20 protein-coding genes are annotated in these 21,598 nt (G+C 67.6%); 16 read left to right on the plus strand and 4 right to left on the minus strand.

Going from position 1 to position 21,598, the window contains the following annotated elements:
• Position 1: 1 nt before the first annotated feature.
• The 5 genes from IQ782_RS05350 (at position 2) to IQ782_RS05370 (ending at position 5,735) form a co-directional block, all read left to right on the plus strand.
• Entirely contained in the window at positions 2 to 1,051 is a 1,050-nt protein-coding gene (locus IQ782_RS05350; RefSeq protein ID WP_194133597.1) for a type 2 periplasmic-binding domain-containing protein, read from the plus strand.
• Positions 1,052 to 1,128: 77 nt separating this feature from the next.
• Positions 1,129 to 1,548 carry a tripartite tricarboxylate transporter TctB family protein gene (locus IQ782_RS05355; protein ID WP_194133598.1) on the plus strand — a complete coding sequence of 140 codons (420 nt, stop codon included), beginning with the start codon at positions 1,129 to 1,131 and terminating at the stop codon, positions 1,546 to 1,548.
• A gap of 10 nt (positions 1,549 to 1,558) precedes the next feature.
• A complete protein-coding gene (locus IQ782_RS05360) occupies positions 1,559 to 3,055 on the plus strand; it encodes a tripartite tricarboxylate transporter permease (RefSeq protein ID WP_194133599.1) in 1,497 nt (498 codons plus the stop codon).
• Positions 3,056 to 3,094: 39 nt separating this feature from the next.
• The gene (locus tag IQ782_RS05365) at positions 3,095 to 4,132 is read left to right on the plus strand and encodes a LacI family DNA-binding transcriptional regulator (RefSeq protein WP_240989115.1); all 1,038 of its coding nucleotides are present in this window, start codon (positions 3,095 to 3,097) and stop codon (positions 4,130 to 4,132) included.
• 469 nt (positions 4,133 to 4,601) lie between these two features.
• Positions 4,602 to 5,735, plus strand: a complete 1,134-nt coding sequence (locus IQ782_RS05370) for a PQQ-binding-like beta-propeller repeat protein (RefSeq protein ID WP_194133600.1) — start codon at positions 4,602 to 4,604, stop codon at positions 5,733 to 5,735.
• A gap of 507 nt (positions 5,736 to 6,242) precedes the next feature.
• Here the strand turns inward: IQ782_RS05370 and IQ782_RS05375 are convergent.
• Complete coding sequence (locus IQ782_RS05375; protein WP_277347834.1) at positions 6,243 to 6,596, minus strand: type 2 periplasmic-binding domain-containing protein; 354 nt, start codon at positions 6,594 to 6,596, stop codon at positions 6,243 to 6,245.
• A 685-nt stretch (positions 6,597 to 7,281) separates the two neighbouring features.
• Here IQ782_RS05375 and IQ782_RS05380 point away from each other — a divergent pair.
• The 9 genes from IQ782_RS05380 to IQ782_RS05420 all read left to right on the plus strand — a co-directional run bounded on the left by IQ782_RS05380 (position 7,282) and on the right by IQ782_RS05420 (position 17,002).
• The gene (locus IQ782_RS05380; RefSeq protein WP_194133602.1) at positions 7,282 to 7,893 is read left to right on the plus strand and encodes a hypothetical protein; all 612 of its coding nucleotides are present in this window, start codon (positions 7,282 to 7,284) and stop codon (positions 7,891 to 7,893) included.
• Positions 7,894 to 7,933: 40 nt separating this feature from the next.
• The gene (locus tag IQ782_RS05385) at positions 7,934 to 8,767 is read left to right on the plus strand and encodes a CPBP family intramembrane glutamic endopeptidase (RefSeq protein WP_194133603.1); all 834 of its coding nucleotides are present in this window, start codon (positions 7,934 to 7,936) and stop codon (positions 8,765 to 8,767) included.
• Positions 8,768 to 8,997: 230 nt separating this feature from the next.
• The gene (locus tag IQ782_RS05390; protein ID WP_194133604.1) at positions 8,998 to 10,098 is read left to right on the plus strand and encodes a transporter substrate-binding protein; all 1,101 of its coding nucleotides are present in this window, start codon (positions 8,998 to 9,000) and stop codon (positions 10,096 to 10,098) included.
• Positions 10,095 to 10,697 carry an ANTAR domain-containing response regulator gene (locus tag IQ782_RS05395; RefSeq protein WP_194133605.1) on the plus strand — a complete coding sequence of 201 codons (603 nt, stop codon included), beginning with the start codon at positions 10,095 to 10,097 and terminating at the stop codon, positions 10,695 to 10,697. Before IQ782_RS05390 ends, IQ782_RS05395 begins: the two co-directional genes overlap by 4 nt.
• Positions 10,690 to 11,577, plus strand: coding sequence for an ABC transporter permease (locus IQ782_RS05400; RefSeq protein ID WP_194133606.1), 888 nt, complete (start codon positions 10,690 to 10,692; stop codon positions 11,575 to 11,577). The genes IQ782_RS05395 and IQ782_RS05400 overlap by 8 nt, the downstream gene beginning before the upstream one ends.
• Positions 11,577 to 12,497 carry an ABC transporter permease gene (locus tag IQ782_RS05405; RefSeq protein WP_194133607.1) on the plus strand — a complete coding sequence of 307 codons (921 nt, stop codon included), beginning with the start codon at positions 11,577 to 11,579 and terminating at the stop codon, positions 12,495 to 12,497. Before IQ782_RS05400 ends, IQ782_RS05405 begins: the two co-directional genes overlap by 1 nt.
• Positions 12,498 to 12,631: 134 nt before the next feature.
• On the plus strand, positions 12,632 to 14,251 hold the full coding sequence (locus IQ782_RS05410; RefSeq protein ID WP_194133608.1) for an ABC transporter substrate-binding protein: 1,620 nt from the start codon (positions 12,632 to 12,634) through the stop codon (positions 14,249 to 14,251).
• 4 nt (positions 14,252 to 14,255) lie between these two features.
• Positions 14,256 to 15,215 carry an acetamidase/formamidase family protein gene (locus IQ782_RS05415; protein WP_194133609.1) on the plus strand — a complete coding sequence of 320 codons (960 nt, stop codon included), beginning with the start codon at positions 14,256 to 14,258 and terminating at the stop codon, positions 15,213 to 15,215.
• Between the two features lie 17 nt (positions 15,216 to 15,232).
• Positions 15,233 to 17,002: an ABC transporter ATP-binding protein gene (locus IQ782_RS05420; protein ID WP_420832625.1), complete on the plus strand. Its 1,770-nt coding sequence runs from the start codon at positions 15,233 to 15,235 to the stop codon at positions 17,000 to 17,002.
• A 16-nt stretch (positions 17,003 to 17,018) separates the two neighbouring features.
• On the opposite strand, the gene IQ782_RS05425 is transcribed toward IQ782_RS05420, so the two are convergent.
• Entirely contained in the window at positions 17,019 to 17,687 is a 669-nt protein-coding gene (locus IQ782_RS05425) for a hypothetical protein (protein WP_194133611.1), read from the minus strand.
• A gap of 169 nt (positions 17,688 to 17,856) precedes the next feature.
• On the opposite strand from IQ782_RS05425, the gene tgt reads away from it, so the two are divergent.
• The gene (tgt, locus tag IQ782_RS05430) at positions 17,857 to 18,984 is read left to right on the plus strand and encodes a tRNA guanosine(34) transglycosylase Tgt (RefSeq protein WP_194133612.1); all 1,128 of its coding nucleotides are present in this window, start codon (positions 17,857 to 17,859) and stop codon (positions 18,982 to 18,984) included.
• An 11-nt stretch (positions 18,985 to 18,995) separates the two neighbouring features.
• Here the strand turns inward: tgt and IQ782_RS05435 are convergent, their stop codons facing one another.
• Positions 18,996 to 19,175: a hypothetical protein gene (locus IQ782_RS05435; RefSeq protein WP_194133613.1), complete on the minus strand. Its 180-nt coding sequence runs from the start codon at positions 19,173 to 19,175 to the stop codon at positions 18,996 to 18,998.
• Positions 19,168 to 20,034: a hypothetical protein gene (locus tag IQ782_RS05440; protein WP_194133614.1), complete on the minus strand. Its 867-nt coding sequence runs from the start codon at positions 20,032 to 20,034 to the stop codon at positions 19,168 to 19,170. Before IQ782_RS05440 ends, IQ782_RS05435 begins: the two co-directional genes overlap by 8 nt.
• 259 nt (positions 20,035 to 20,293) lie before the next feature.
• On the opposite strand from IQ782_RS05440, the gene IQ782_RS05445 reads away from it, so the two are divergent.
• A complete protein-coding gene (locus IQ782_RS05445) occupies positions 20,294 to 21,385 on the plus strand; it encodes an alkene reductase (RefSeq protein ID WP_194133615.1) in 1,092 nt (363 codons plus the stop codon).
• Positions 21,386 to 21,598 lie beyond the last annotated feature (213 nt).

Consider the following 21,598-nt stretch of genomic DNA (forward strand, 5'->3'; position numbering starts at 1 on the left):
GATGAAATTTACCCGCAGAACCCTACTTGCCGCCGCTTCGGCTGCGGCATTGCTCGCCGCGCCGCTGGCTGCCGAGGCGCAGAACCTGCCGCGCAACATGCGCATGGTGATCGGCTCGACCTCGACGGGCGGCGACACCTATCAGAACTCCGCCATTGTCGCCGAGGCGCTGTCCGAGAAGCTGGGGATCAACATCAAGGTCGACGCCGTCGGCGCGACCGAGGCATTCAAGGCGGTCGGCCGCGACAAGCGTGGCACGACCATCATGATGTTCCACGACCAGAGCTTTCTGGGAAATCTCTACGGCGTGAGCGGCTACGACGATCCCTTCGCCAACTACGCGGTCGGCCCGACCGTGGCGATCAATCCGGGCAATGCCTACCTTGTGCCCGCCGACAGCCCCTACCAGACGATGGACGACATCTTCGCGGCCGCCGAGTCGGGAACGCGAGTGCGCGTCGCGATCCAGCCGGGCGGGGTGTCGGAGATCGGCTTCACCGCGATGAAGAACGCTGCCAAGCTGCGCGCGCCCGGCTCGGAGGAGAACATCGTCGCGGTCAACACCGGCTCGCAGTCCGACAAGAACCAGGCGATGTGGGATGACCTTGCCGACGTGATCAACGGTTCGATCCAGGCCAACGAGCAGTTCACCCAGCTCGACCCGTCGGACCAGAAGGCGATGCGCTTCGTCTGGATCACCGCACGTCCCGAGACGCTTGAGCAGGCCCCCGAAGCGGGCATGGGCAACACCACCCGCGACGACCTGCTGAGCTATGCCAGCCCAAAGACCCATGTGCCGCTGAACGAGTCCGAGGACTTCACCTTCGACAAGGAGTTCTTCTTCCTCTTCAACAAGGACATGGACCCGGCGATCATCGACGCGATCGACGCCGCGCTGACCGAGGTCTTTGACGAGGGCAAGATCCAGGAACGCCAGAAGGAGTCGTTCTTTATCCCCGACTTCCTGCCGACGGCCGAGGCACGCGAGCACCTGACCAAGAAGCGCGACACCTATCGCAAGGTGATCGACGATATCTCGGCGGGGTCGTGATCGCCTGACACGCCTGCACCCGGCCGGGGCTGCTCCGGCCGGGCTGACCTGCTCTCGCCCCTCAAAGGGAGGACCCAATGGGCGACATGACCCGCGTGACCATCGATTTCGACACGTCGCACCTGATCTTTCCCACACTCATCGCGATCATCCTCGGTCTGCTCGGCCTTGCGATCGTCCTGCGCGACCACGCGCGGCTCGCAGAAGCGGGCGTCCACTGGCACCGGACCTGGCAGCACATGGACAAGCCGCGCTTCCTGGGCGTGCTGGGTCTGACGCTGCTCTACTTCACGATGATGGTGCCGGTGGGGGAGATCTGGCCGAACACCGGCATGGGGTTCCTGCTGTGCTCGATCCCCTACGTGATGGCGGCCGGGCTGCTGTTCATGCACGCGCGCGCGCCCCGGCAGGTGCTGCCGCTGCTCATCGTCGCGCTGGTCGGGCCGACCTTCGTGTGGTGGCTCTTCACCTATCCGCTCTTCCTGACGCTTCCCTGAGGTCCGGACCATGTTCGAGTTCATCTCTCCGCTCTTCGTTTCGCTGGTCCTCGGCGGAACGCTGGTCGGCATCATCTTCGGCGCCATCCCCGGCATGACCGCCACCATGGCGGTCGCGGTCTGCCTGCCCCTGACCTATTCGCTGGGGCTCGAAAACGGGCTGGCGCTGCTGCTCGGCCTGTACGTGGGCGGCATCTCGGGCGGGCTGGTGCCGGCGATCCTGCTCGGCATTCCCGGCACGCCAAGTTCGATCACCACAACCTTCGACGGCTACCCCATGGCGCAGAGGGGAGAGGGCGAGAAGGCGCTGCGCATCGGCATCGTTGCCTCGCTGGTCGGCGGGCTGATCTCGCTGCTGGTGCTCGACCTCTTTGCGCCGACGCTGGCGGATTTCGCGATCAAGTTCTCCTACGTCGAGAAGTTCCTGATCATCCTCTTCGCGCTCACGGTCATGGCGGCGCTCTCGTCGGACATGCTGCTCGGCATCTTCTCGGGGGTGCTGGGGATCTTCATCAGCCTGATCGGCACCTACGACATCTCGGACGGCGGCAACGGCGAGCTGCGCCTGGTGCCGCCGGGCACCGAGTACTGGCTGGAAAGCGGCTTCTCGCTGCTGCCGGTGCTGATCGGTCTCTTCGGCCTTGCGGCGATCCTCGAACAGGCCGAGATCGGCGTGCCGAGGGGGCATTCCGCCAGCGAGGTCAAGGTCGGCAAGCATTCGCGCTTCTCCTTCGGCGTGTTCCGGGGCCAGGGTGTGAACCTCGTGCGCTCGTCGCTGATCGGCACCTTCATAGGCATCCTGCCGGGGGTCGGCGGCTCGGCGGCGTCGATCATCAGCTACACCAACGCCAAGACCTTCTCGAAGACCCCCGAGCGCTTCGGCAAGGGCGAGCCGGGGGGCATCATCGCCTCGGAGTCGGGCAACAACGGTCTGACCGGCGGGGCGTTGGTGCCGCTGCTGTCGCTGGGCATTCCCGGCGATTCCACCACGGCGCTTCTGATCGGGGCCTTCACCCTTCAGGGCGTGCAGGTCGGCCCGCTGTTCATCGGCAACAATCCCGGGACATGGGACGCGATGATCTTCGCCATGCTGATCGCCAACATCGCGATGTTCGCCATGATGTATTTCGCCATTCGTTACTTCGCGATGGTGGTGACCATCCCCAAGCACATCCTGTTCCCGGTGATCCTGATGATGTGCGTGATCGGGGCCTACACGATCAACTACGGCATCATGTTCGACGTCTGGACATTGCTGATCTTCGGTGTGCTGGGCTGGCTGTTCACCAAGCTGAGGCTCGAGGTCGCGCCCTTCATCATCGGCTTCATTCTCGGACCTTCGGCGGAAATCTACTTCGTCAAAAGCCTCGAGAGCTTCGGTGACGTGACCATCTTCTTCACCAAGAGCTGGATCGCCGTGGTGCTCTGGCTGCTGATCGTCGGCTCGGTCGCCGGGGCGGTCTTGATGTCGAAAAAGAAACAGCGGATCGCGGAAGAGCCGGTCTGAGCCTTGCGTCCGCCGTGTGGTGGATCGAGAATGCGCGCGATGAACGACGAACACGTGAAAAAGCCGCGTGCCCCCCGCAAGGGACAGGGCCGTGGCGTGACCATGGAAACGGTGGGACGGTTGGCCGGCGTGAGCCAGGTGACGGTCTCGCGCGCGCTGTCCGACCCCTCCAAGGTCTCGCCCGCCACGTTGGCCAAGATCCACGAGGCGATCGCCCAGACCGGATTTGTGCCCAATGCGTTGGCCGGGGCGCTGGCCTCGAGCAAGTCGATGCTGATCTCGGCGCTGGTGCCCTCGATCACCAACATCGTCTATTCGTCGATGGTGAAGGCCTTCTCCGAGGAGATGCGCCGCGAGGGCTATGAGATCCTGCTGTCCGAGACGGGGTTCAACGCCGAGGAAGAGGAAAAGCTGATCGCCGCGCACCTGTCGCGCCGCCCCGACGCCATGTTCCTCACCGGCATCCACCACAGCGCGCAGGCACGCCGGATGCTGCTGGCGGCCGAGATCCCCGTGGCCGAAGTCTGGGACATCACCGACAGTCCCATCGACTTCTGCGTCGGCTTCAACCACGCCGAGACTGGCCGCGCCGCGGCGGATTTCGCGCGCCGGAAAAGCTATCCTCAGGTCGGTGTGGTCTCTGCCGGGGACGAGCGGGCCCGGCGCCGCAGCGAGGCGTTCCTGCGCCAATGGCACCGCAGCGGTGAAGGGGCGTCCGTCTCCATGCTGTTCGATGCGCCGGCGACGCTCGCCAACGGCCGGGCGGGGTTCCGCGGCCTGCTCGACAAGGGATTTACCGGCGGGCTGGTGCATTGCTCGTCCGACCTGCTGGCGCATGGGGTGATCATCGAGGCGCAGTCCCGCGGGCTCGACGTGCCCGGTCGGATCGCGGTGCTCGGCTTCGGGGATCAGCCCTTTGCCGATGCTGTTGAGCCGCGGATCACCACGGTGCGGGTGGACATGGCCGCCTTCGGCCGTGCCGCGGCGCAGTCCATGCTGGCGCGCCTCGGGGGTGATCGGACCGGGCCGCCGGTCATCGACCTCGGTTTCGAGATCGTCGAGCGCGAGTCAACCTGACCCCTTCATCCCCTGTGTCCCTCCGCCCCTGCGGCCGTCCCGATCGCAGAGGCGGCGCGTGGCCTGCCGCGGTCAGGATTGGGTGTAACAGTGCGTACACGCATGGGCCCCGAGGGGGGAGAATTGCCCGCGCAACATGGCTCGTCGGTCTGAATGATCCTCACCAAGGCATAGGACACACCCGAAAAATCCGTCCTATCCCGGCCGCTGACGTGGTTGATGGTCCTGCTGGGCGTGCGCGTCGCGCTGGCGGGGCTCGCGCTTCTCGTCTCCGGCATCCAGATCGCGCGGCGCGCCCGCGGGCGCGGTGCTCTATTCGGTGGCCTTCGCGCTGACCGTGATCTAGGCCTTCTGGCAAGCGGGCCTCGACTTCTGGGCGCTGCCCGCGCGCATCTTCACCTTCCTCTGCGCCTTCGTGGCGAACATCGCGCTGCATCCTCTGACGCTGAAGCGCGCGGGCCGAAAGCCGATGGCTGGTGCATGGCTCGGCATGGCTGCGGTGGCGCTGGTCGCCGCGCTCGGCATGGACTGGGGGATGTTCCAGCCGCAGGGCAGGTACATCTCGCAGGTTGCCGCCGGCGAAACCCCGGCACCGGTGGATGCCGCTCAGGACTGGACCAGCCACGGCACCCATGGCGACGAGACCCGTTTCGCCGCGCTTGACCAGATCATCCCCGACAACGTCGGCGGACTGGAGATTGCGTGGACCTTCCGCGCCTGCGACACCCCGGTCAGCCTTTGTGGTGGCGCCGCCGAGGATCAGGGCATCCCGCGTCAGGTTAGCGATGACCTCTGTCTCTGCGCGCCGAACAATATGGTGATCTCGATCGACGCCACCTCGGGCGCCGAGACTTGGCGCCATGACGTCCCGACCGAGACCCGTACCTGGGTGCGCTGCCGCGGTCTGGCCCATGTCGACACCGCGGGGCCGCTGCCGCAGCTGACGCTGCCGGGCACCACCGTCGTCGTGGGTGGCCGCGCGGCCGACAACGTGGCGCTCGACATGTCGGGCGGCGTGATGCGCGGCTTCGACGCGATCACCGGCGCGATGACATGGGCCTTCGATCCGGGCACCCCCGAGGACCGCGCGGCCCTTGCGGAAGGCAGCGCCTACACACGTTCGCCCCCGACCGTCTGGGCGCCGAAGAGTTATGACGCGGCCTTCAATTCGGTCTTCATGCCGGTCGGCACCGCCGCCATCGGCCTTCGGAGCGTCAAGCGATCAACGGAAGACGAGAAATACAGCGCCTCGATCCGCGCCCTTGTCGCCACCTCCGGCGACGAAAGGGGGGTCTACCAGACCGTGCACCATGACCCGTGGGACTTCGACGTGCCGATGCAGCCGACACTGATGGACTTCAAGGGCCCGCCCGCACTGGCCTTCGGCACAAACGCGGGGCAGATCTGCGGGCGCGACCGGGTCACCGGCCAGCCGCTCACCGAGGCCGACAAGTGGGGCGCAACCCCCTTCGATCAGGTGATATACCGGGTGATCTTCGAGGGCTGCCGCTCCGAGGGCCTGTTCACTGCGCCGGGCACGGACCACTCGCTGTCCTCTCCGGGCTCGCTCGGCGGGATTGAGCTGGGGCGGCTTGGCCGATGACCCGAGGGGCAACACCGTCTTCGTCAACGGCACGCGTCTCGGTCTCCGGGTGCACATGATGGAGCAGGATCCCGAGGCGGGGTCCTCGGTCGGGGTGACGATGCCGCAGTGGATACCGCCGAGCAGGATCACCGGCAGCATCTGCGCGGGGAAGCTCCGCGGGGTGGCGCGGGGCAGCTGCGAGAGGGGCACTGCCCCGTCGATGGGGACCTGCGCCTGCGGGCGATGACGGCGTTCATAAGGCGGCTGAGCCGCTGCCAAAGAGAGCGGAGGGTCATTATGCGGGATCCTGTCCCGAGGTGCGGGGAAGGGGTAAGGCGCAGGCCCAGCCACCCGCGATGTGCGTTGCCGGAGAATACGCTGGCTTGCTTGCCGACGGCGGAGACCGCGTCGATCATCTCCGCAAGCCAGTCGGCCGAGGACTTCGAGCCCTTGTAGACCGCGATCACATGGGTCTGGAAGGCGGCGTTGTCCGGCGTTTGGACGTCGAGGCCGTTGGCCCCCATGTCAGCCGCCTGATCGAGCGTGATCTTGTCGAGCGCGGCCTTGCCGAGGGGATTGAGCACCCCCGTCGGACTTTACGCTGCGCGTCGCCGGGATGCCGTTGTCCCGCCTGTCGATCACGCACGTCTGCAACGCGGTGTAGACCTCGGCAAAGGGCACCGGCACCGGGGTCGCGCCCAAGGCGGTTCCGACGACCTGCCAGCCCTCGCCCGGCGGCATCCGCAGCTTGTGGCCGTCGAGACCCTCGGGGGTCATGATCCGCTTGTTGCCGACAGAGCCGAGGCGGCGCGCCTGTGCAGGGGATGGAGAGGAACTTTGTCTTCTCCTCGATTTCCGCCAACATCTCGTCCAACGCATTGGAATCGTGGACCGCGCGCATGTGCAGGTAGTCGCGGAACGGGACCGGCGTGCCCGGCACCGAGGTCGAGGGCGCCTGGTTGCAGACCTCGAAGATCGCGAGGTTGCCCAGGTCGAGCTTGCCGCACCGCATTGCGGTCAGCTCGGCGCCCTGCTTGAGCAGCCTCGCGCCGTGGAAGGACTTGAAGTCGACCGCCTCGCCAAGACAGGCGCCCAAGCTCTCGCGCAGAGCGGAGGTGCAAATGTCGTTCTCGGAGACGCTGTACGACCAGCCCAGCTCGACCTTGGCACCGGCGCTTGCGGGCGCGGCAAGAGCGACTGCGGACGCGGCGATGCCGGATCATTGCCGTCGCCACGCGCGAAATCCTGCGTCACGGTTTTGACAGGGCCAGCATCGACGAGATCGCCTCGGACACCGCGACGCCGAGCGGATGGCCTATTATCATGTCGCCTCGAAGCTCGGCCTATACCGGGCAGTGCCCGAGACCACTTACGTGCGCGTCGGTCAACGCTGTAGGGGGTGGCGAGGAACCGGAGATCCCGGCGATGTTGCCTGCAGCCGCGCCGCCGTCCGCCTTCAGGCCCCTTGAGCGCGGCGACACGAGCCGGGCGCAAGAGCGATAGGTCGGGACGGCGCAATGTGCTAAGGATCCTGCATGTCTCTGGAGGACCGAGCATGAAATCAATGTCCCTGCTTCTTATTGCGTGTTTGGCCGGTCAGGCTGCCCTGGCAGAGGACCCGCTTGTCCAGCCGGTGATCGATGGCTGCATCGATGCGCTGGCGGCGCGCGGCGACGCCTCGCGCCCCGGCGGCGAGGTGATCGACACCATGTATTCCGAGGCCGGGTCGATGATCTTTCTTCAGGATGCGGACGGCCAGATCTGGCAATGCTTCGGCTACCGTGACGGGACGATCGAGTCGCTCGACCCTGCCGATGCGCAGGCCGCCGAGGCGGCGCGGGCGCGCGCCGCCGAGACCGCGGCCCTCGCGCCCGAGCGCATCGCCTTCGCGCCGGGACGCAGCGGCGCAGAGGTGTCCCGCGAGCTTGCCGCGGGCGAGGCGACGCAGTTCGTGCTGGGGGCGCGGCAAGGCCAAGTGCTCGATCTGCGCATCGTGCCGGACGGCGGCGCGATGTATTACATCCTGCGCAATCCCGACGGCTCCATCCTGCTGCCGGGCACGGATGTCGCAACCCCCTTCCGCGGGCCCCTGCCGCAGACGGGCGACGTCAACGTCGAGGTGGTGAGCCAGGACAGCACACCGCGGACCTTCGCGCTGACGGTGACCATCGAGTGAGCGGCGCACGGTGGAGAAGGGGCGGGCGGGGCAGGGTGCCATGACCGCCGCGGCTCCGATCCGCAGCCCTCGCCGCTTGCCCATCGCGCTTGCGACGCTGGTCGCCTGGATGGGAGTCACGATCTTCGGGGTCGGTTTGCGGGACGCGCCGGTGGAACTCGAGGACATCGCGACGAACAGCATTGCCTGGCAGGTGCTGATGGCGGGGCTGGTTCTGGTTGCCGTGATTGTCTGGCGCGGCTGGCGGGACCTCGGGTTCCAGGGGCCGGAGCCCGCGACGCTCAGGCTGCTCTGGCTGCCGGGGCTGGTCGTGCTGCTGCTCTTCGCGCTGGCCCTGGTGCTGGGGCTGCCCGCGCCGATGACGATGCTGCTGGTGCTGGTCAATACGCTGCTTGTCGGCTTCTCCGAAGAGGTGATGTTTCGCGGCGTGCTGTTCGCCGCCCTGCGCGAGCGTCTGCGGATCTGGCCGGCGATCCTCTGGACCACGGCTGCCTTCGGAGCGGTACATGTGCTCAACGGCTTCCTGACAGGAAGCTTCCTGCTGGCCGGGCTACAGGCGATCGCGGCCTGCTGTTCGGGGCTGCTGCTGATGGCACTTCTGCTGCGCACCGGCTCGATCTGGGTGCCGATCGTGTTTCACGCGCTCTGGGACTGGGCGACTTTCACCGTGGTACTGAGCGCCGGGGCCCTCGCGGATCTCCAAGAGGGAGAGCCCGGCGGCGGCATGACCGAGCTCGCGCCGCAACACTTCGTGCTGCCGTTCCTGCTGGTCCTGCCAAACCTGCTCTATGGTCTTTGGCTGCTGCGCCGAATCCACCGCAGGGCAGTCGCGGACGAGGCGTCGGTAGAAGGGCGCGGCCTTCGCAATCCATGATAGAGTTGACGGCATCCCACGTTCGTTAGGCGTGATCTTTTGCCTAAAATATGTGCGGATGGGTCGGGGCAGGTCGGTAGCGGTGCGCAAAGCATGTCGCGGGCTTGACCGAACAGGCCGTTCGCGCTGATTAACAATGTGAACATAGTTGGCAAACGCGCCTCGCGATCCCGCATCCCGTCCATCCGGACGGCAGGGATCTGCGGGGCTTTTTCGTTTCTGGAGGCCCTGTGACCCGCGAAATCGACCTTGGGATCCTGTTTTCCCGCTCCGGCACCTACAGCCTCATCAGCGAGGCAAGCAGGGCTGGCGCGCTGAAGGCCGTGGCGCAGGTCAACGCGGACCCATCACTCGACATCACCTTCCGCCCGGTCGAGCGCGACCCGAAGGGCAATGTCGATGCCTATGCGCCGCTCTGCGAGGAAATCCTGCAAGGCAGCGGCGCGCGCCACGTGATCGGCTGCACCACGTCGTGGAGCCGAAAAGAGGTGATCCCCGCCCTCGAGCGGATGGACGGGGCGCTGTGGTATCCCACCCCCTACGAGGGCTTCGAGGCTTCGGACCGCATCGTTTACACCCACGCGAGCCCCAATCAGCACCTGCTGCCGCTGCTCGACTATGTCTTTGCCGAGTTCGGCGCGCGCGCCTATCTGACCGGCTCGAACTACATCTGGGGCTGGGAGATGAACCGGCTGGCGCGTGAGATCGGCACGCGCGCCGGGGGCGAGGTGCTCGGCGAGCGCTACCTGCCGCTCGGCTCCATAGAGATCAGCCGCATCGTCGAGGAGATTGCCGATCTCCGTCCGGATTTCGTGTTGAACCAGCTGATAGGCCCGTCTCAATATGCCTTCCTCGAAGCCATCGCGGATCTGCGCCAGCGCGCCCCCTATTTTGCCGCGGGCAATTGCCCGGTGCTGTCGTGCAACGTCACCGAATGCGAGTTGCCGGCGATGGGCGCGGCGGCCGAGGGGCTGATCTCGGCCGGGCCGTGGTTCCGCAATCTGCATCCGGCTCTGCCGGGCAACTTCGGGCGCGAGGACTTCGGCTCGTCGCTGGAGGCCGCGGGACACGCCTCGGTGATGATGCTGGCGCGGCTGCTGGCGGACGCGCCAGGCTCCGAGGCGCTGCCGCTGTCCGAGTTGCTGGACCAGCCGCGCGCGGCGCGCATGGGGCTGAGTGCCCGCACGCATCACACCCGCCTGCCGGTGGCCATCGCGCAGGTCAGGAATGGGGCGTTCGTTCCGCTGCGCACCGGCGCGCCGGTCGAGGGTGATCCCTACCTGACGCGCGAGCGCGAGGCCGCGCTGACCAAGCTGCGGGTGATCAAATGAGGCGGCGGCTGCGCATTCCCGACTTGGGCGGCGCAAGAGCCGCCATCCTGCACCGGCCCCATGCCACGGTGACAGCGCTGGTGCGCCAGTTGCAGGCCATCGGGCTCGAGGTCGATTGCCACTGGCCGGACCTGCCGGTCTCGGCGCGCGGGGCGGACTATCTCTTCATCGACGTCGACACCGCCTATGACGAGCAGTTCCCCTGGCCGCCGGGCGAGGCGCCGCTGCCGACGATCGCGCTGATCGGATCGGAGGCGCCGGGCCGCATCGAATGGCTGATGACCTTCGGCGCCGATGCGCAAATCCTCAAGCCCGTCGGCGATGGCGGCGTCTATTCCGCCTTGCTGATCGCCCGCGCGACCTTCGATGCTCGGCGCGAGCTGTCGGGCGAAATCGACGCGCTGCGGCGCCGCCTCGGTCAGCGCCAGACCGTGGTGCGTGCCGTGGCCACGCTCGCCGCGCGCGGCAAGACCGAGGACCAGGCCTACGAGCAGCTGCGCGCCATGGCGATGGCCTGGCGGGTGAGCTTCGAAGAGGCCGCGGACCGGATCGTCGCCGCTTCCACCCCTCCCAAAGACGAAGGCAGCACGCATGGCTGACACCGCCGCCTCCCTCCCCCCGACCGCACCGGCGAGCGCCCTGCGCCGCCTGCTGCGCCGAAAGCTGGCGCTTTTCGGTCTGGCGATCATCGTGCTGGTGGTCGGAGGCGCCGTCTGCGCGCCCTGGATCGCGCCTTTTGCCCCCGACGAGCAACTCTTTGACGGGCTGACGCTGTTCGGCGAGCCTCTGCCGCCGGGCGGGCAATTCCTGATGGGCACCGACCTGCTCGGGCGCGACCTCTTCACCCGGATGCTCTACGGTGCGCGAACGTCGCTGATCATCGGCGTGGCCGCCAATGGCGTGGCGCTGGTGATCGGCACGCTGGTGGGCGTGCTGGCAGGCTTCAGGCGCGGCTGGCTCGGTGCGCTGCTGATGCGCTTCACCGATCTGATGATGGCCTTCCCGGCGCTGCTGCTGGCGATCTGCCTCGCGGCGATCTTCCAGCCTTCGCTGTGGATTGTCGCCATGGTGATCGCGCTGGTGAACTGGGTGCAGACCGCCCGCGTGGTCTACACCGAGACCACCAGCCTGGCCGAGCGCGAGTTCGTCGCCGCCGAGAAGACGCTGGGGGCCTCGCAGGCGCGCATCCTCTTCCGCCACATCCTGCCGCACCTCGTGCCGACGCTGATCGTCTGGGGCACGCTCGGCATCTCGGTCACCGTGCTGCTCGAGGCGACGCTGAGCTTCCTTGGCGTGGGCGTGCAGCCGCCGACGCCGAGCTGGGGCAACATCATCTTCGAGAACCAGACCTATTTCCAGGCGGCACCCTGGCTGGTCTTCATCCCCGGCGCGGCGATCCTGCTGCTGGCGCTGGCCTTCAACCTCGTCGGCGACGCGCTGCGCGACGTGCTCGACCCGACGCAGAGGGGGAACGACTGATGCTCGGCTACCTGACCCGCCGCCTGATCCAGTCCGCGCTGATCCTGCTGGGCGTCAGCTTCATCACCTTCCTGCTGCTCTACGTGCTGCCGGCCGACCCGGTGCGTCAGATCGCCGGGCGCTCGGCCACGGCGCAGACGGTCGAGAACATCCGCCACCAGCTCGGCCTCGATCAACCGCTGATGGTGCAATACTGGCGCTACCTCACCGGGCTGGTCCAAGGCGACATGGGTCGCAGCTACCTGCAGAAGACAGAGGTTTCGACGCTGATCGCCGCGCGGCTCCCGGCCTCGTTGCTGCTGATGGCAGGGGGCATCGCCTGCGAGTTGCTGATCGGGCTGACGCTCGGCATCGTCGCCGCCGTGTTCCGCGGCCGGCCGCTGGATCAGGGGCTGATGGTCACCAGCTTCGTCGCGGTTTCGGCGCCGCAATTCGTGGTGGGTCTTCTGCTGCTCTACGTCTTCGCGGTGCAGCTGGGATGGTTCCCGATCGGCGGCTATGGCACCTTTGCCCATCTCGTTCTGCCGGCGGTGACGCTCGGGATCATGGGCTCGGGCTGGTATAGCCGGATGATGCGCTCGTCGATGGTCGAGGTGCTGCGGCAGGACTACATCCGCACCGCCCGCGCCAAGGGGCTGACGCGCGGCCGCGTGCTGCTTCGCCACGCGCTACCCAACGCCATCCTGCCGATCATCGCGATGATCGGCATCGACATCGGCATCTTCATGGGGGGCATCGTCGTGGTCGAGAGCGTCTTCGGCTGGCCCGGCATCGGCCAGCTGGCCTGGCAAGCGATCCAGCGCGTCGACATCCCGATCATCATGGGCGTCACCATGGTGTCGGCCACCGCCATCGTGCTCGGCAACCTGCTGGCCGACCTGATCACCCCCTTCATCGATCCGCGCATCAAGCTGCGCTGAGCTCCATTACCCCAAACCCCGGCATTTTCCGGGGAGTCACGACCACCACTCACGACCCGACAACCACTCACCAAGAAGACCAAGGCCACCACTCACGGACGACGGTCGACAAAACCAACAGGGAGAACGACAAGATGAAAGCACTGCTGACTTCCACCGCGATCCTGCTCGCCTCGGCGATCCCGGCGCTCGCGCAGGACTACACGCCCGATCCCAATGCCAAGGCGGGCGGGACGATCACCGTCACCTACAAGGACGACGTCGCCACGCTCGATCCGGCCATCGGCTACGACTGGCAGAACTGGTCGATGATCAAGTCGCTCTTCGACGGGCTCATGGACTACGTGCCCGGCACCACCGAGCTGCGCCCCGGCCTCGCCGAAAGCTACGAGGTGAGCGAGGACGGCACCGTCTTCACCTTCAAGCTGCGCGAGGGGGTGAAGTTCCACAACGGCCGCGAAATGACCGCCGAGGACGTGAAATACTCGCTCGATCGCGTGACCAACCCCGAGACGCTTTCGCCGGGTGCGGGCTTCTTCGCCTCGATCGCCGGCTTCGACGAGATCTCGTCGGGCGCGGCCGACACGCTCTCGGGCGTCGAAGTGGTGGACCCGCTCACGGTCAAGATCACCCTCTCGCGCCCCGACGCGACCTTCCTGCACGTGATGGCGCTGAACTTTGCCTCGGTTGTGCCCAAAGAAGCGGTGGACGAATACGGCACCGATTTCGGCAAGCACCCGGTCGGCACCGGCGCCTTCAGCCTTGGTGAATGGACCATCGGCCAGCGGCTCGTCTTCGAGAAGAACGCAGACTACTGGCGGGACGGCGTGCCCTATCTCGACGGCGTGACCTTCGAAGTCGGGCAGGAGCCGATCGTGGCGCTGCTGCGCCTGCAGCAGGGTGAGGTGGATGTGCCCGGCGACGGCATCCCCCCGGCGAAGTTCCAGGAAGTGATGGCTGACCCGGCGCAGGCTGCGCGCGTGGTCGAGGGCGGGCAGCTGCATACCGGCTACATCACCCTCAACGTCGGCATGGAGCCCCTCGACAAGCTGGAGGTGCGCGAGGCGATCAATATGGCGATCAACAAGGAGCGCATCACCCAGATCATCAACGGCCGTGCGGTTCCGGCCACCCAGCCGTTGCCGCCGTCGATGCCCGGCTACACCGAGGGCTACGAGGGCTATGCCTTCGACGTCGAGGGTGCCAAGGCCAAGCTCGCCGAGGCGGGTCTGGAAGGCGGCTTCTCGACCGAGCTCTACGTGATGAACACCGATCCCAACCCGCGCATCGCGCAGGCGATCCAGCAGGACCTGAAGGCGATCGGCGTCGAGGTGGACATCCGCTCGCTCGCGCAGGCCAACGTGATCGAGGCCGGCGGCGCTGGCGCGGCGCCGATGATCTGGTCGGGCGGCATGGCGTGGATCGCCGACTTCCCCGATCCCTCGAACTTCTACGGCCCGATCCTCGGCTGCGCCGGCGCGGGCGAGGGCGGCTGGAACTGGTCGAAGTTCTGCGACGAGAGCATTGATGCCATGGCCACCGAAGCCGACAGCTTCACCGACCCCTCGGCGCCCGAGCGCATGAACATGTGGTCCGACGTCTACATGAAGGTCATGGAGGCCGCGCCCTGGGTGCCGGTGTTCAACGAGCAGCGCTACACGATGAAGTCCGAGCGCATGGGCGGCGACGACGCGCTTTACGTCGATCCGGTGTCGATCCCGGTGAACTACGACTACGTCTACATGACCGAGTGATCCCATGTGCAAGCACTGCGACTACACCATCCACGGCGCGCAGCACCATTTCGGCTGGGACAACTCCGTTGCCCCGGCCCTGACGGTCGCGCCGGGCAGCACGATCCTGTTCAACTGCATGGATTCTTCGGCGGGCCAGCTTGGCCCGTCGAGCACCGTCGCGGACGTGGCCGCGCTTGATTTCTCGAAGATCAACCCGGTGTCGGGGCCGATCTACATCGACGGGGCCGAGCCCGGCGACGCGCTGAAGATCACCCTCGAGGGCTTTGCCCCTCGGGTCCAGGAGGGCTCGGCCTGGGGCTGGACGGCGAATATTCCCGGCTTCGGCCTGCTTGCCGATCAGTTCACCGACCCGGCCCTGACCCTGTGGAAGTATGACGCCGAGACGTTGGCTCCGGCGCTCTGGGGCAGCACCGGCAAGGTGCCGCTGAAGCCGTTCACCGGCACCATCGGCGTGGCCCTTGCGGAGCCGGGGTTGCACTCCATCGTGCCGCCGCGGCGCACGGGCGGGAATCTAGATATCCGCGACATCTCGACGGGCACGGTGCTCTACCTGCCGGTCGAGGTGGCCGGGGCGCTCTTCTCGGTGGGCGACACTCACGCGGCGCAGGGCGACGGCGAGGTCTGCGGCACTGCCATCGAAAGCCCGATGGATGTGACGCTGACGCTCGACCTGGTGAAGGGCGCCAACCTCAAGATGCCGCGCTTCACCACGGCCGGGCCGGTGACGAACCACCTCGACGCCAAGGGCTACGAGGTCACCACCGGCGTCGGGCCAGACCTGATGAGCGGCGCGCGCGACGCGGTGGCGGGGATGGTCGACCTGCTCTGCGCGCAGCACGGCATGTCGGCGGTCGACGCCTACATGCTCGTCTCGACCTGCGGCGACCTGCGCATCTCCGAGATCGTGGATGCGCCGAACTGGGTGGTCTCCTTCTACTTCCCGCGCGCGGTCTTCGAATGACGCTCGCGGCGCAAACCATGGCTGCCCCCGTTCAGGGGGCGGCTGCCACGCCGCTCTTGTCGGTGCGGGACCTGACGGTTTCGGTGCGCGATCGCGGCGTGCTGCGGCCGCTGGTCGAGGGGCTGAGTTTCGATCTTGCCGCCGGCGAGACGCTGGCCATCGCCGGCGAGTCCGGCTCGGGCAAGTCGATCACCTCGCTGGCGCTGATGGGGCTGCTGCCCAACAACGTTGCGGTCACCGCTGGCCAGGCGCTGCTCGACGGCACCGATCTTCCGCGGCTGCCCGAGGCCGAGATGCGCGGCCTGCGCGGGGCGAAGGTGGCGATGATCTTCCAGGAGCCGATGACCTCGCTCAACCCGGTGCACCGCATCGGCACGCAGCTGATCGAGGCGATCCGTGCGCACGAGCCGGTGCCGCAGCGCGCCGCCCGCGCCGCCGCCATCGAGGCACTGCGGCGGGTGCGCATCTCCGAGCCCGAGCGGCGGATGGGGCAATATCCGCACGAGCTTTCCGGGGGAATGCGGCAGCGCGTGATGATCGCCATGGCGCTGGCCATGCGCCCGGCGCTGCTGATCGCCGACGAGCCCACCACGGCGCTCGACGTCACCGTCCAGCGCGAGGTGCTGGAGCTGCTGCGCGACCTTCAGGCAGAGACCGGCACCGCCATCATCCTCATCACCCATGATATGGGCGTGGTGGCCGAGACCGCCGACCGCGTCGTCGTCATGAAGGCCGGGCAGGTGGTGGAATCCGGCCCGGTGGCGCAGATTTTCGACGCCCCTGCGCAGCCTTACACCCGCGACCTCCTGGCCGCTGTGCCGCGGCTCGGGGCGGGGGCCGAGCGCGGCGCGCTGCTGCCGCCCGAAGCGCCCGTGCCTGTCGCCCGGCTGATCGATGCGCAGGTACGCTTCGACATAGGCGCCAATTTCTTCGGCCGCCCGACCCATCGCGTGCACGCGGTCGAGGGCGTGAGCTTCGATATCCGCCCCGGCGAGACCTTCGGCCTGGTCGGCGAGTCCGGCTGCGGCAAGTCCACCATCGCCAAGGCGCTGGCGGGGCTCGTGCCGCACCGGGGGCTGATCGAGGTGGCGGGCAAGAAGCTTTCGGAGCTGACCGCGCAGGGCCGCAAGGAGATCTGCCGCGACGTGCAGATGGTCTTCCAGGACCCGATGGCGGCGCTCGATCCGCGCATGACCGTGGGCGAGGCGGTGGCCGAGCCGCTGCTGATCCACGGCGTGGGCAACGCCGAAGAGCGCCGCGACCGCGCCGCGGATCTCTTCCAGCGCGTCGGCCTCACGCCCGAACAGATGACCCGCTACCCGCATGAATTCTCAGGGGGGCAGCGGCAACGCATCTGCGTCGCCCGCGCCCTGGCGTTGAAGCCGAAGCTGATCATCTGCGACGAGAGCGTCTCGGCGCTGGATGTGTCGGTGCAGGCGCGGGTGCTGGCGCTGCTCGAGGAGTTGCAGCAGGAGATGGGCGTCTCCTATCTCTTCATCAGCCACGACATGGCGGTGGTCGAGAATGTCGTCGACCGGCTGGCGGTCATGTACCTAGGCCAGATCGTCGAGATGGGCACACGCGATCAGGTCTTCGGCGATCCGCGCCATCCCTACACGCAACGTCTGCTCGACGCGGTGCCGATCCCCGACCCGGCGCGCCGCGGCCGTGCGCATGTGCGGCCCGCAGGCGAGATGCCCTCGCCGATCCGGGCGCTGGGAGACGCGCCGGCACGGCTCGCGTTGCGCGATGTCGGCGGCGGGCACCTCGTGGCAGCGGCGGCTTGAGCCGCCGCGGCGCAGGCTAGGTGGGCTCGTCCTCTGCGTGCCGCCCCGCGCCGCCCATGCCGAGCCCCATCCCCATTCCGCCGCCGCCTCCGGCCCCTCCGGATTTTCCGCCAGATCGGTCGCCGGAGCCGCCGTCGCGGCTGTTGGCCGATTTCCCGGAGCCCGAAGCAGGCCGGGTGGGGCCCTGCGCGGGGATCGTCACATCTGCGGGGATCGCGCTCAGGTCGAGCGCCTCGCGGATGTAGTCGCGCAGCGAGATGACCAATTCGCCGGTCTGGATCGGCTGCCCTGCCGACATCTGGTTCGCCGCCCGTGCCGCGAGTCGGACCTGATCGTCGGTGCCGAGCAGCAGGATGTCCGAGAGCGCGGCCTCGACCGCATCGCGGATGCGGCGCGTCCGGTCCGAGCCCAGGGAGCCAATATTCGCCTCGGCGGGGCGCTGGCGGAGGTCTCGCATGTGGCTCGGGTCAACGTCCAGCGTTCCTGTGAAGGAGCCGCCGAGCACCTTGTAGGCGGCGATGAGTGTCTTCAGCCGCTCGTTGATCTGGCGGTTCATGCGCTGTTGCCGCTGTTGCAGCGTCAGCATCATGAAGATCCGCATCCCGACGGCAAGAAGAGTGAAGAGCACCAGGCCCAGCAAGGTTCTGAGAAGTGCTTCCCAGGAAGTGAAGTCGAGGGTCCGCAAGGCGTGCCTCCGTGGCGACAGGTCGGTAAATCCGGGCGTCGCCGGACGAGCTTACCCCCGAGCCTGGAGAGGGCAAGGCAATCCGCCAAGCGCGCGCCGCTCAGGCGTCACGCCGCGCAGCGACAGGCTGGGCCTTGGCAAATCCCGCGCTTTGGGGCAGAGGGACGGCATGAGCCTGACCTCCTTTACCCTTCATGGCCGGGACGGGGCCGCGCGCACCGGGGTGATCTCCACCCCGCGCGGCGAGATCCGCACCCCCGCCTTCATGCCCGTCGGCACCGCCGCCACCGTCAAGGCGATGCTGCCCGAAAGCGTGCGCGCCACCGGCGCCGACATCCTGCTGGGCAACACCTACCACCTGATGCTGCGCCCCGGCGCCGAGCGGGTGGCGCGGCTTGGCGGTCTGCACAAGTTCATGAACTGGGAGCGGCCGATCCTGACGGACTCCGGCGGCTTCCAGGTGATGAGCCTCTCGGGCCTGCGCAAGCTCACCGAGGAAGGGGTCACCTTCAAGAGCCACATCGACGGCTCCAAGCACATGCTGTCGCCGGAAAGCTCGATGGAGATCCAGCGGCTGCTCGGCTCGGACATCGTGATGTGCTTCGACGAATGCCCGGCGCTGCCCGCCGACCGCCAACGGATCGAGCAGAGCATGCGCCTGTCGATGCGCTGGGCGCAGCGCTCGCGCGATGCCTTCGGCGACCGGCCGGGCCATATGCTTTTCGGTATCCAGCAGGGCGGCCTCGAGGAGGACCTGCGCGGCGAGAGCGCCGAAGCACTGACCTCGATCGGTTTTGACGGCTACGCTGTCGGCGGTCTTGCCGTCGGTGAAGGGCAGGAGGCCATGTTCCAGGTGCTCGACTTCGCGCCCGGCCAACTGCCCGAGGACAAGCCGCGCTACCTGATGGGGGTCGGCAAGCCCGACGACATCGTCGGCGCGGTCAAGCGCGGCATCGACATGATGGATTGCGTGTTGCCCTCGCGCTCGGGGCGCACCGGCCAGGCCTGGACCCGGCACGGCATGGTCAACATCAAGAACGCCCGCCATCAGGACGACCCGCGCCCGCTCGACGAGCACTGCACCTGCCCGGCCTGCCGCAGCTACTCGCGTGCCTACCTGCACCACGTCTACCGCGCCGGAGAGATGATCTCGGGGATGCTGCTCACGTGGCACAACCTGCACTATTACCAGGAGCTGATGCAGGGCATGCGGGACGCGATTGCCGGCGGCCGTTTCGCCGCCTTCGAGGCGGAGTTCCACGCGCAGCGTGCCGAAGGGGACATCCCGCCGCTCTAGGCGGTTGGTGGTCAGCGCAGCCGGGCGGCGATCAGCCGCCCGATCAGCCAGAGCCCGGACAGCGCCGCGAAGCTCGCGAGGAAGAGCGCCTTGTAGCCCACGTCCGTCGCGGGCCGGACCCAGCAGGTGAGCGCGACCGCGATCAGGATCAGGAAGAGGTAGGGTAAGGTGCGCCTGCCCAGATCAGTCATCGCGGTCTCCGCTTCGGGGCGGAAAGCCGAGGCGACTGAGCCATGCCGGTCCGGACTCCTCGGCCCATGTGCGCAGTTGCAGACGGGTGAAGGCAACCCGTCCCATGCGCTCGATCAACCCGCGCGCGTAGCTGTCCTGATGGTTGATGTCCGCATCCCATCGCGCGAAGCGGGCGTGTGCCTCCTCGGCGCTCGTCACGTCCGACAGGTCGTCGAAGAGGATCGGTTTGCCGGGGTTGGCAAAATTGGCACCGGGTTGCCAGGCCATGAGAAACGGTCCGCGGCGGAACGGGTTGAGCAACCCGCTGTCCACCGCCGCGCTGATTGCGACGCGCGCGATGGGCATCTGGTAGCGTTGCAGGGCGATCGGGCAGGCCTCGCGGGGCTGGGCCTGCGTTGCCCGCTGTGCGGCCGCAGAGCTCTGCATCGGCCAGACGGTGACGACGATCCGCGCGGGGGGAGTCGCCGGCTGTGGCTGCGGCGCAAGGGTTGCCACGAACGCGGCGCAGATCAGCAGAAGTCGCGCGCTTTCGGTCTTGTCCCCCTCTGTCTCGCTCGGCGGGGTGTTGAAGGCGATCACCCCGTAGGCGGCGAAATCCTCGGGGGACACGTCGCCTGGCCCGGCGAAGAGCCGCGCCGAGCGTGGCTGGAGCCTGCGGCGCGGGGCCGGGGCGGCGGCGGGCGGCACCGTGTCGACGCCGGACGCTTCGGGAAAGGCCGGGGCAGGCAGCTCGCGTCCCGCCGGAAAGGCGAACTGCGCGCGCAGAGCGGCGTTGCCCTCGCGCAGCGGGGCGTAGAGCCGCTCTGGCAGAAAGCCAAAGAGCACGAACAGCAGCAGGGCTGGCAGAAGATCACGCATCGGGGGAGGGCCGACAAACCTATGCAGTTGCGGGAAAACGGTTTTGAGCAATTGCGAGATGGTAGCATGGCGGCGCGGTCGCAGGAAAGCGGCGGGTGGCCGGGGTGCAATTTTCCTGCGCGCGCCGCAGGGGCGTGTGGCGCAGTGCGTTTTCGCACAAGGGTCTGCGCGCTTGCCGCGGCGCAGCGCGTGCCTATCTTTGCACTCCGACGCCGGGACAGCCCGGTGCGACCTAGGCCCAAAGCAAGGGAGACGCTCCATGACCGAGGCCCTGTTTACCCCCTTCACCGCCGGTGCCATCGAGATGGCCAACCGCGTGGTGATGGCTCCGCTCACCCGCAACCGCGCAGACAATGACACCGCCGAGGTGAATGACCTGCACGTCGAGTATTACCGCCAGCGTGCCGGCGCCGGCCTCATCGTGACCGAGGCTTCGCAGATCTCGCCGCAGGGCAAGGGCTACATCCAGACGCCGGGCATCTATTCGCCGCGTCAGGTCGAGGCCTGGAAGAAGGTGACCGACGCCGTGCACGCCGAGGGCGGCAAGATCGTCATCCAGCTCTGGCATGTCGGCCGGATCAGTCACACTTCGCTGCAACCGGACGGGCAGGCCCCCGTTGCCCCCTCGGCCATCCCGGCAGGCGGCAAGACCTTCACGCTGAATGGCTTCGAGGAAACCTCGACACCCCGTGCGGTGGAGACGGGCGAGATCGCCGGTATCGTCGCCGACTATCGCCACGCCGCCCGCGCCGCCATCGAGGCGGGCTTCGACGGGGTCGAGGTGCATGGCGCCAACGGCTACCTGATCGACCAGTTCCTGAAGACCGGCGCCAACCAGCGCGAGGACCAGTACGGCGGCTCGATCGAGAACCGCGCGCGATTCCTCTTCGAGGTGCTGGATGCCGTGACGGACGAGATCGGCGCGGACCGCACCGGCCTGCGCCTGTCGCCCTTCTCGCCCGCGAACGGCATCAGCGATGCCGATCCCCAGCCGCTGTTCGAATACGTCGTGGGCAAGCTCAACGCCTACAAGCTGGCCTATCTGCACGTGGTCGAAGGCACCACGGGCGGGCCGCGCGCGCTGAACGACGGTGAAAGCCTCGACAAGTTGCACGCGCTCTACGAGGGCGTCTGGATGGGCAACAACGGCTATGACCGCGAAATGGCCATCGAGGCGGTCAAGTCGGGCAAGTCCGACCTCGTCGCCTTCGGTCGCCCGTTCATCTCCAACCCCGACCTCGTGACGCGCCTCGAGAAGGCCGCGCCGCTCAACGATGGCGATCAGGGCACCTTCTACGGCGGCGGGGCGGAGGGCTACACCGACTACCCGACGCTGACAGAAGCCGCCTGAGGGCGGTGGGGAGCGCGGCACCGGTGGTTTCCGGTGCTGCCGTTAAGGCTGTTGCAAGGTTTTGGTGCCGCGCCCCCCGCAATCTCCTGCCTTCCGCCAATTGCCCGCTTGCGCCCGGCGCAGCAGAGCGTCACATTGGTGGGAACCGGGTCCGGCGCGCTTGAAAAGCTAACGGCAGCGCCCCACCTGAATACCTCGACAGGGGACGGCAGA

Source organism: Salipiger mangrovisoli, assembly GCF_015223355.1.
Lineage (GTDB): Bacteria > Pseudomonadota > Alphaproteobacteria > Rhodobacterales > Rhodobacteraceae > Salipiger > Salipiger mangrovisoli.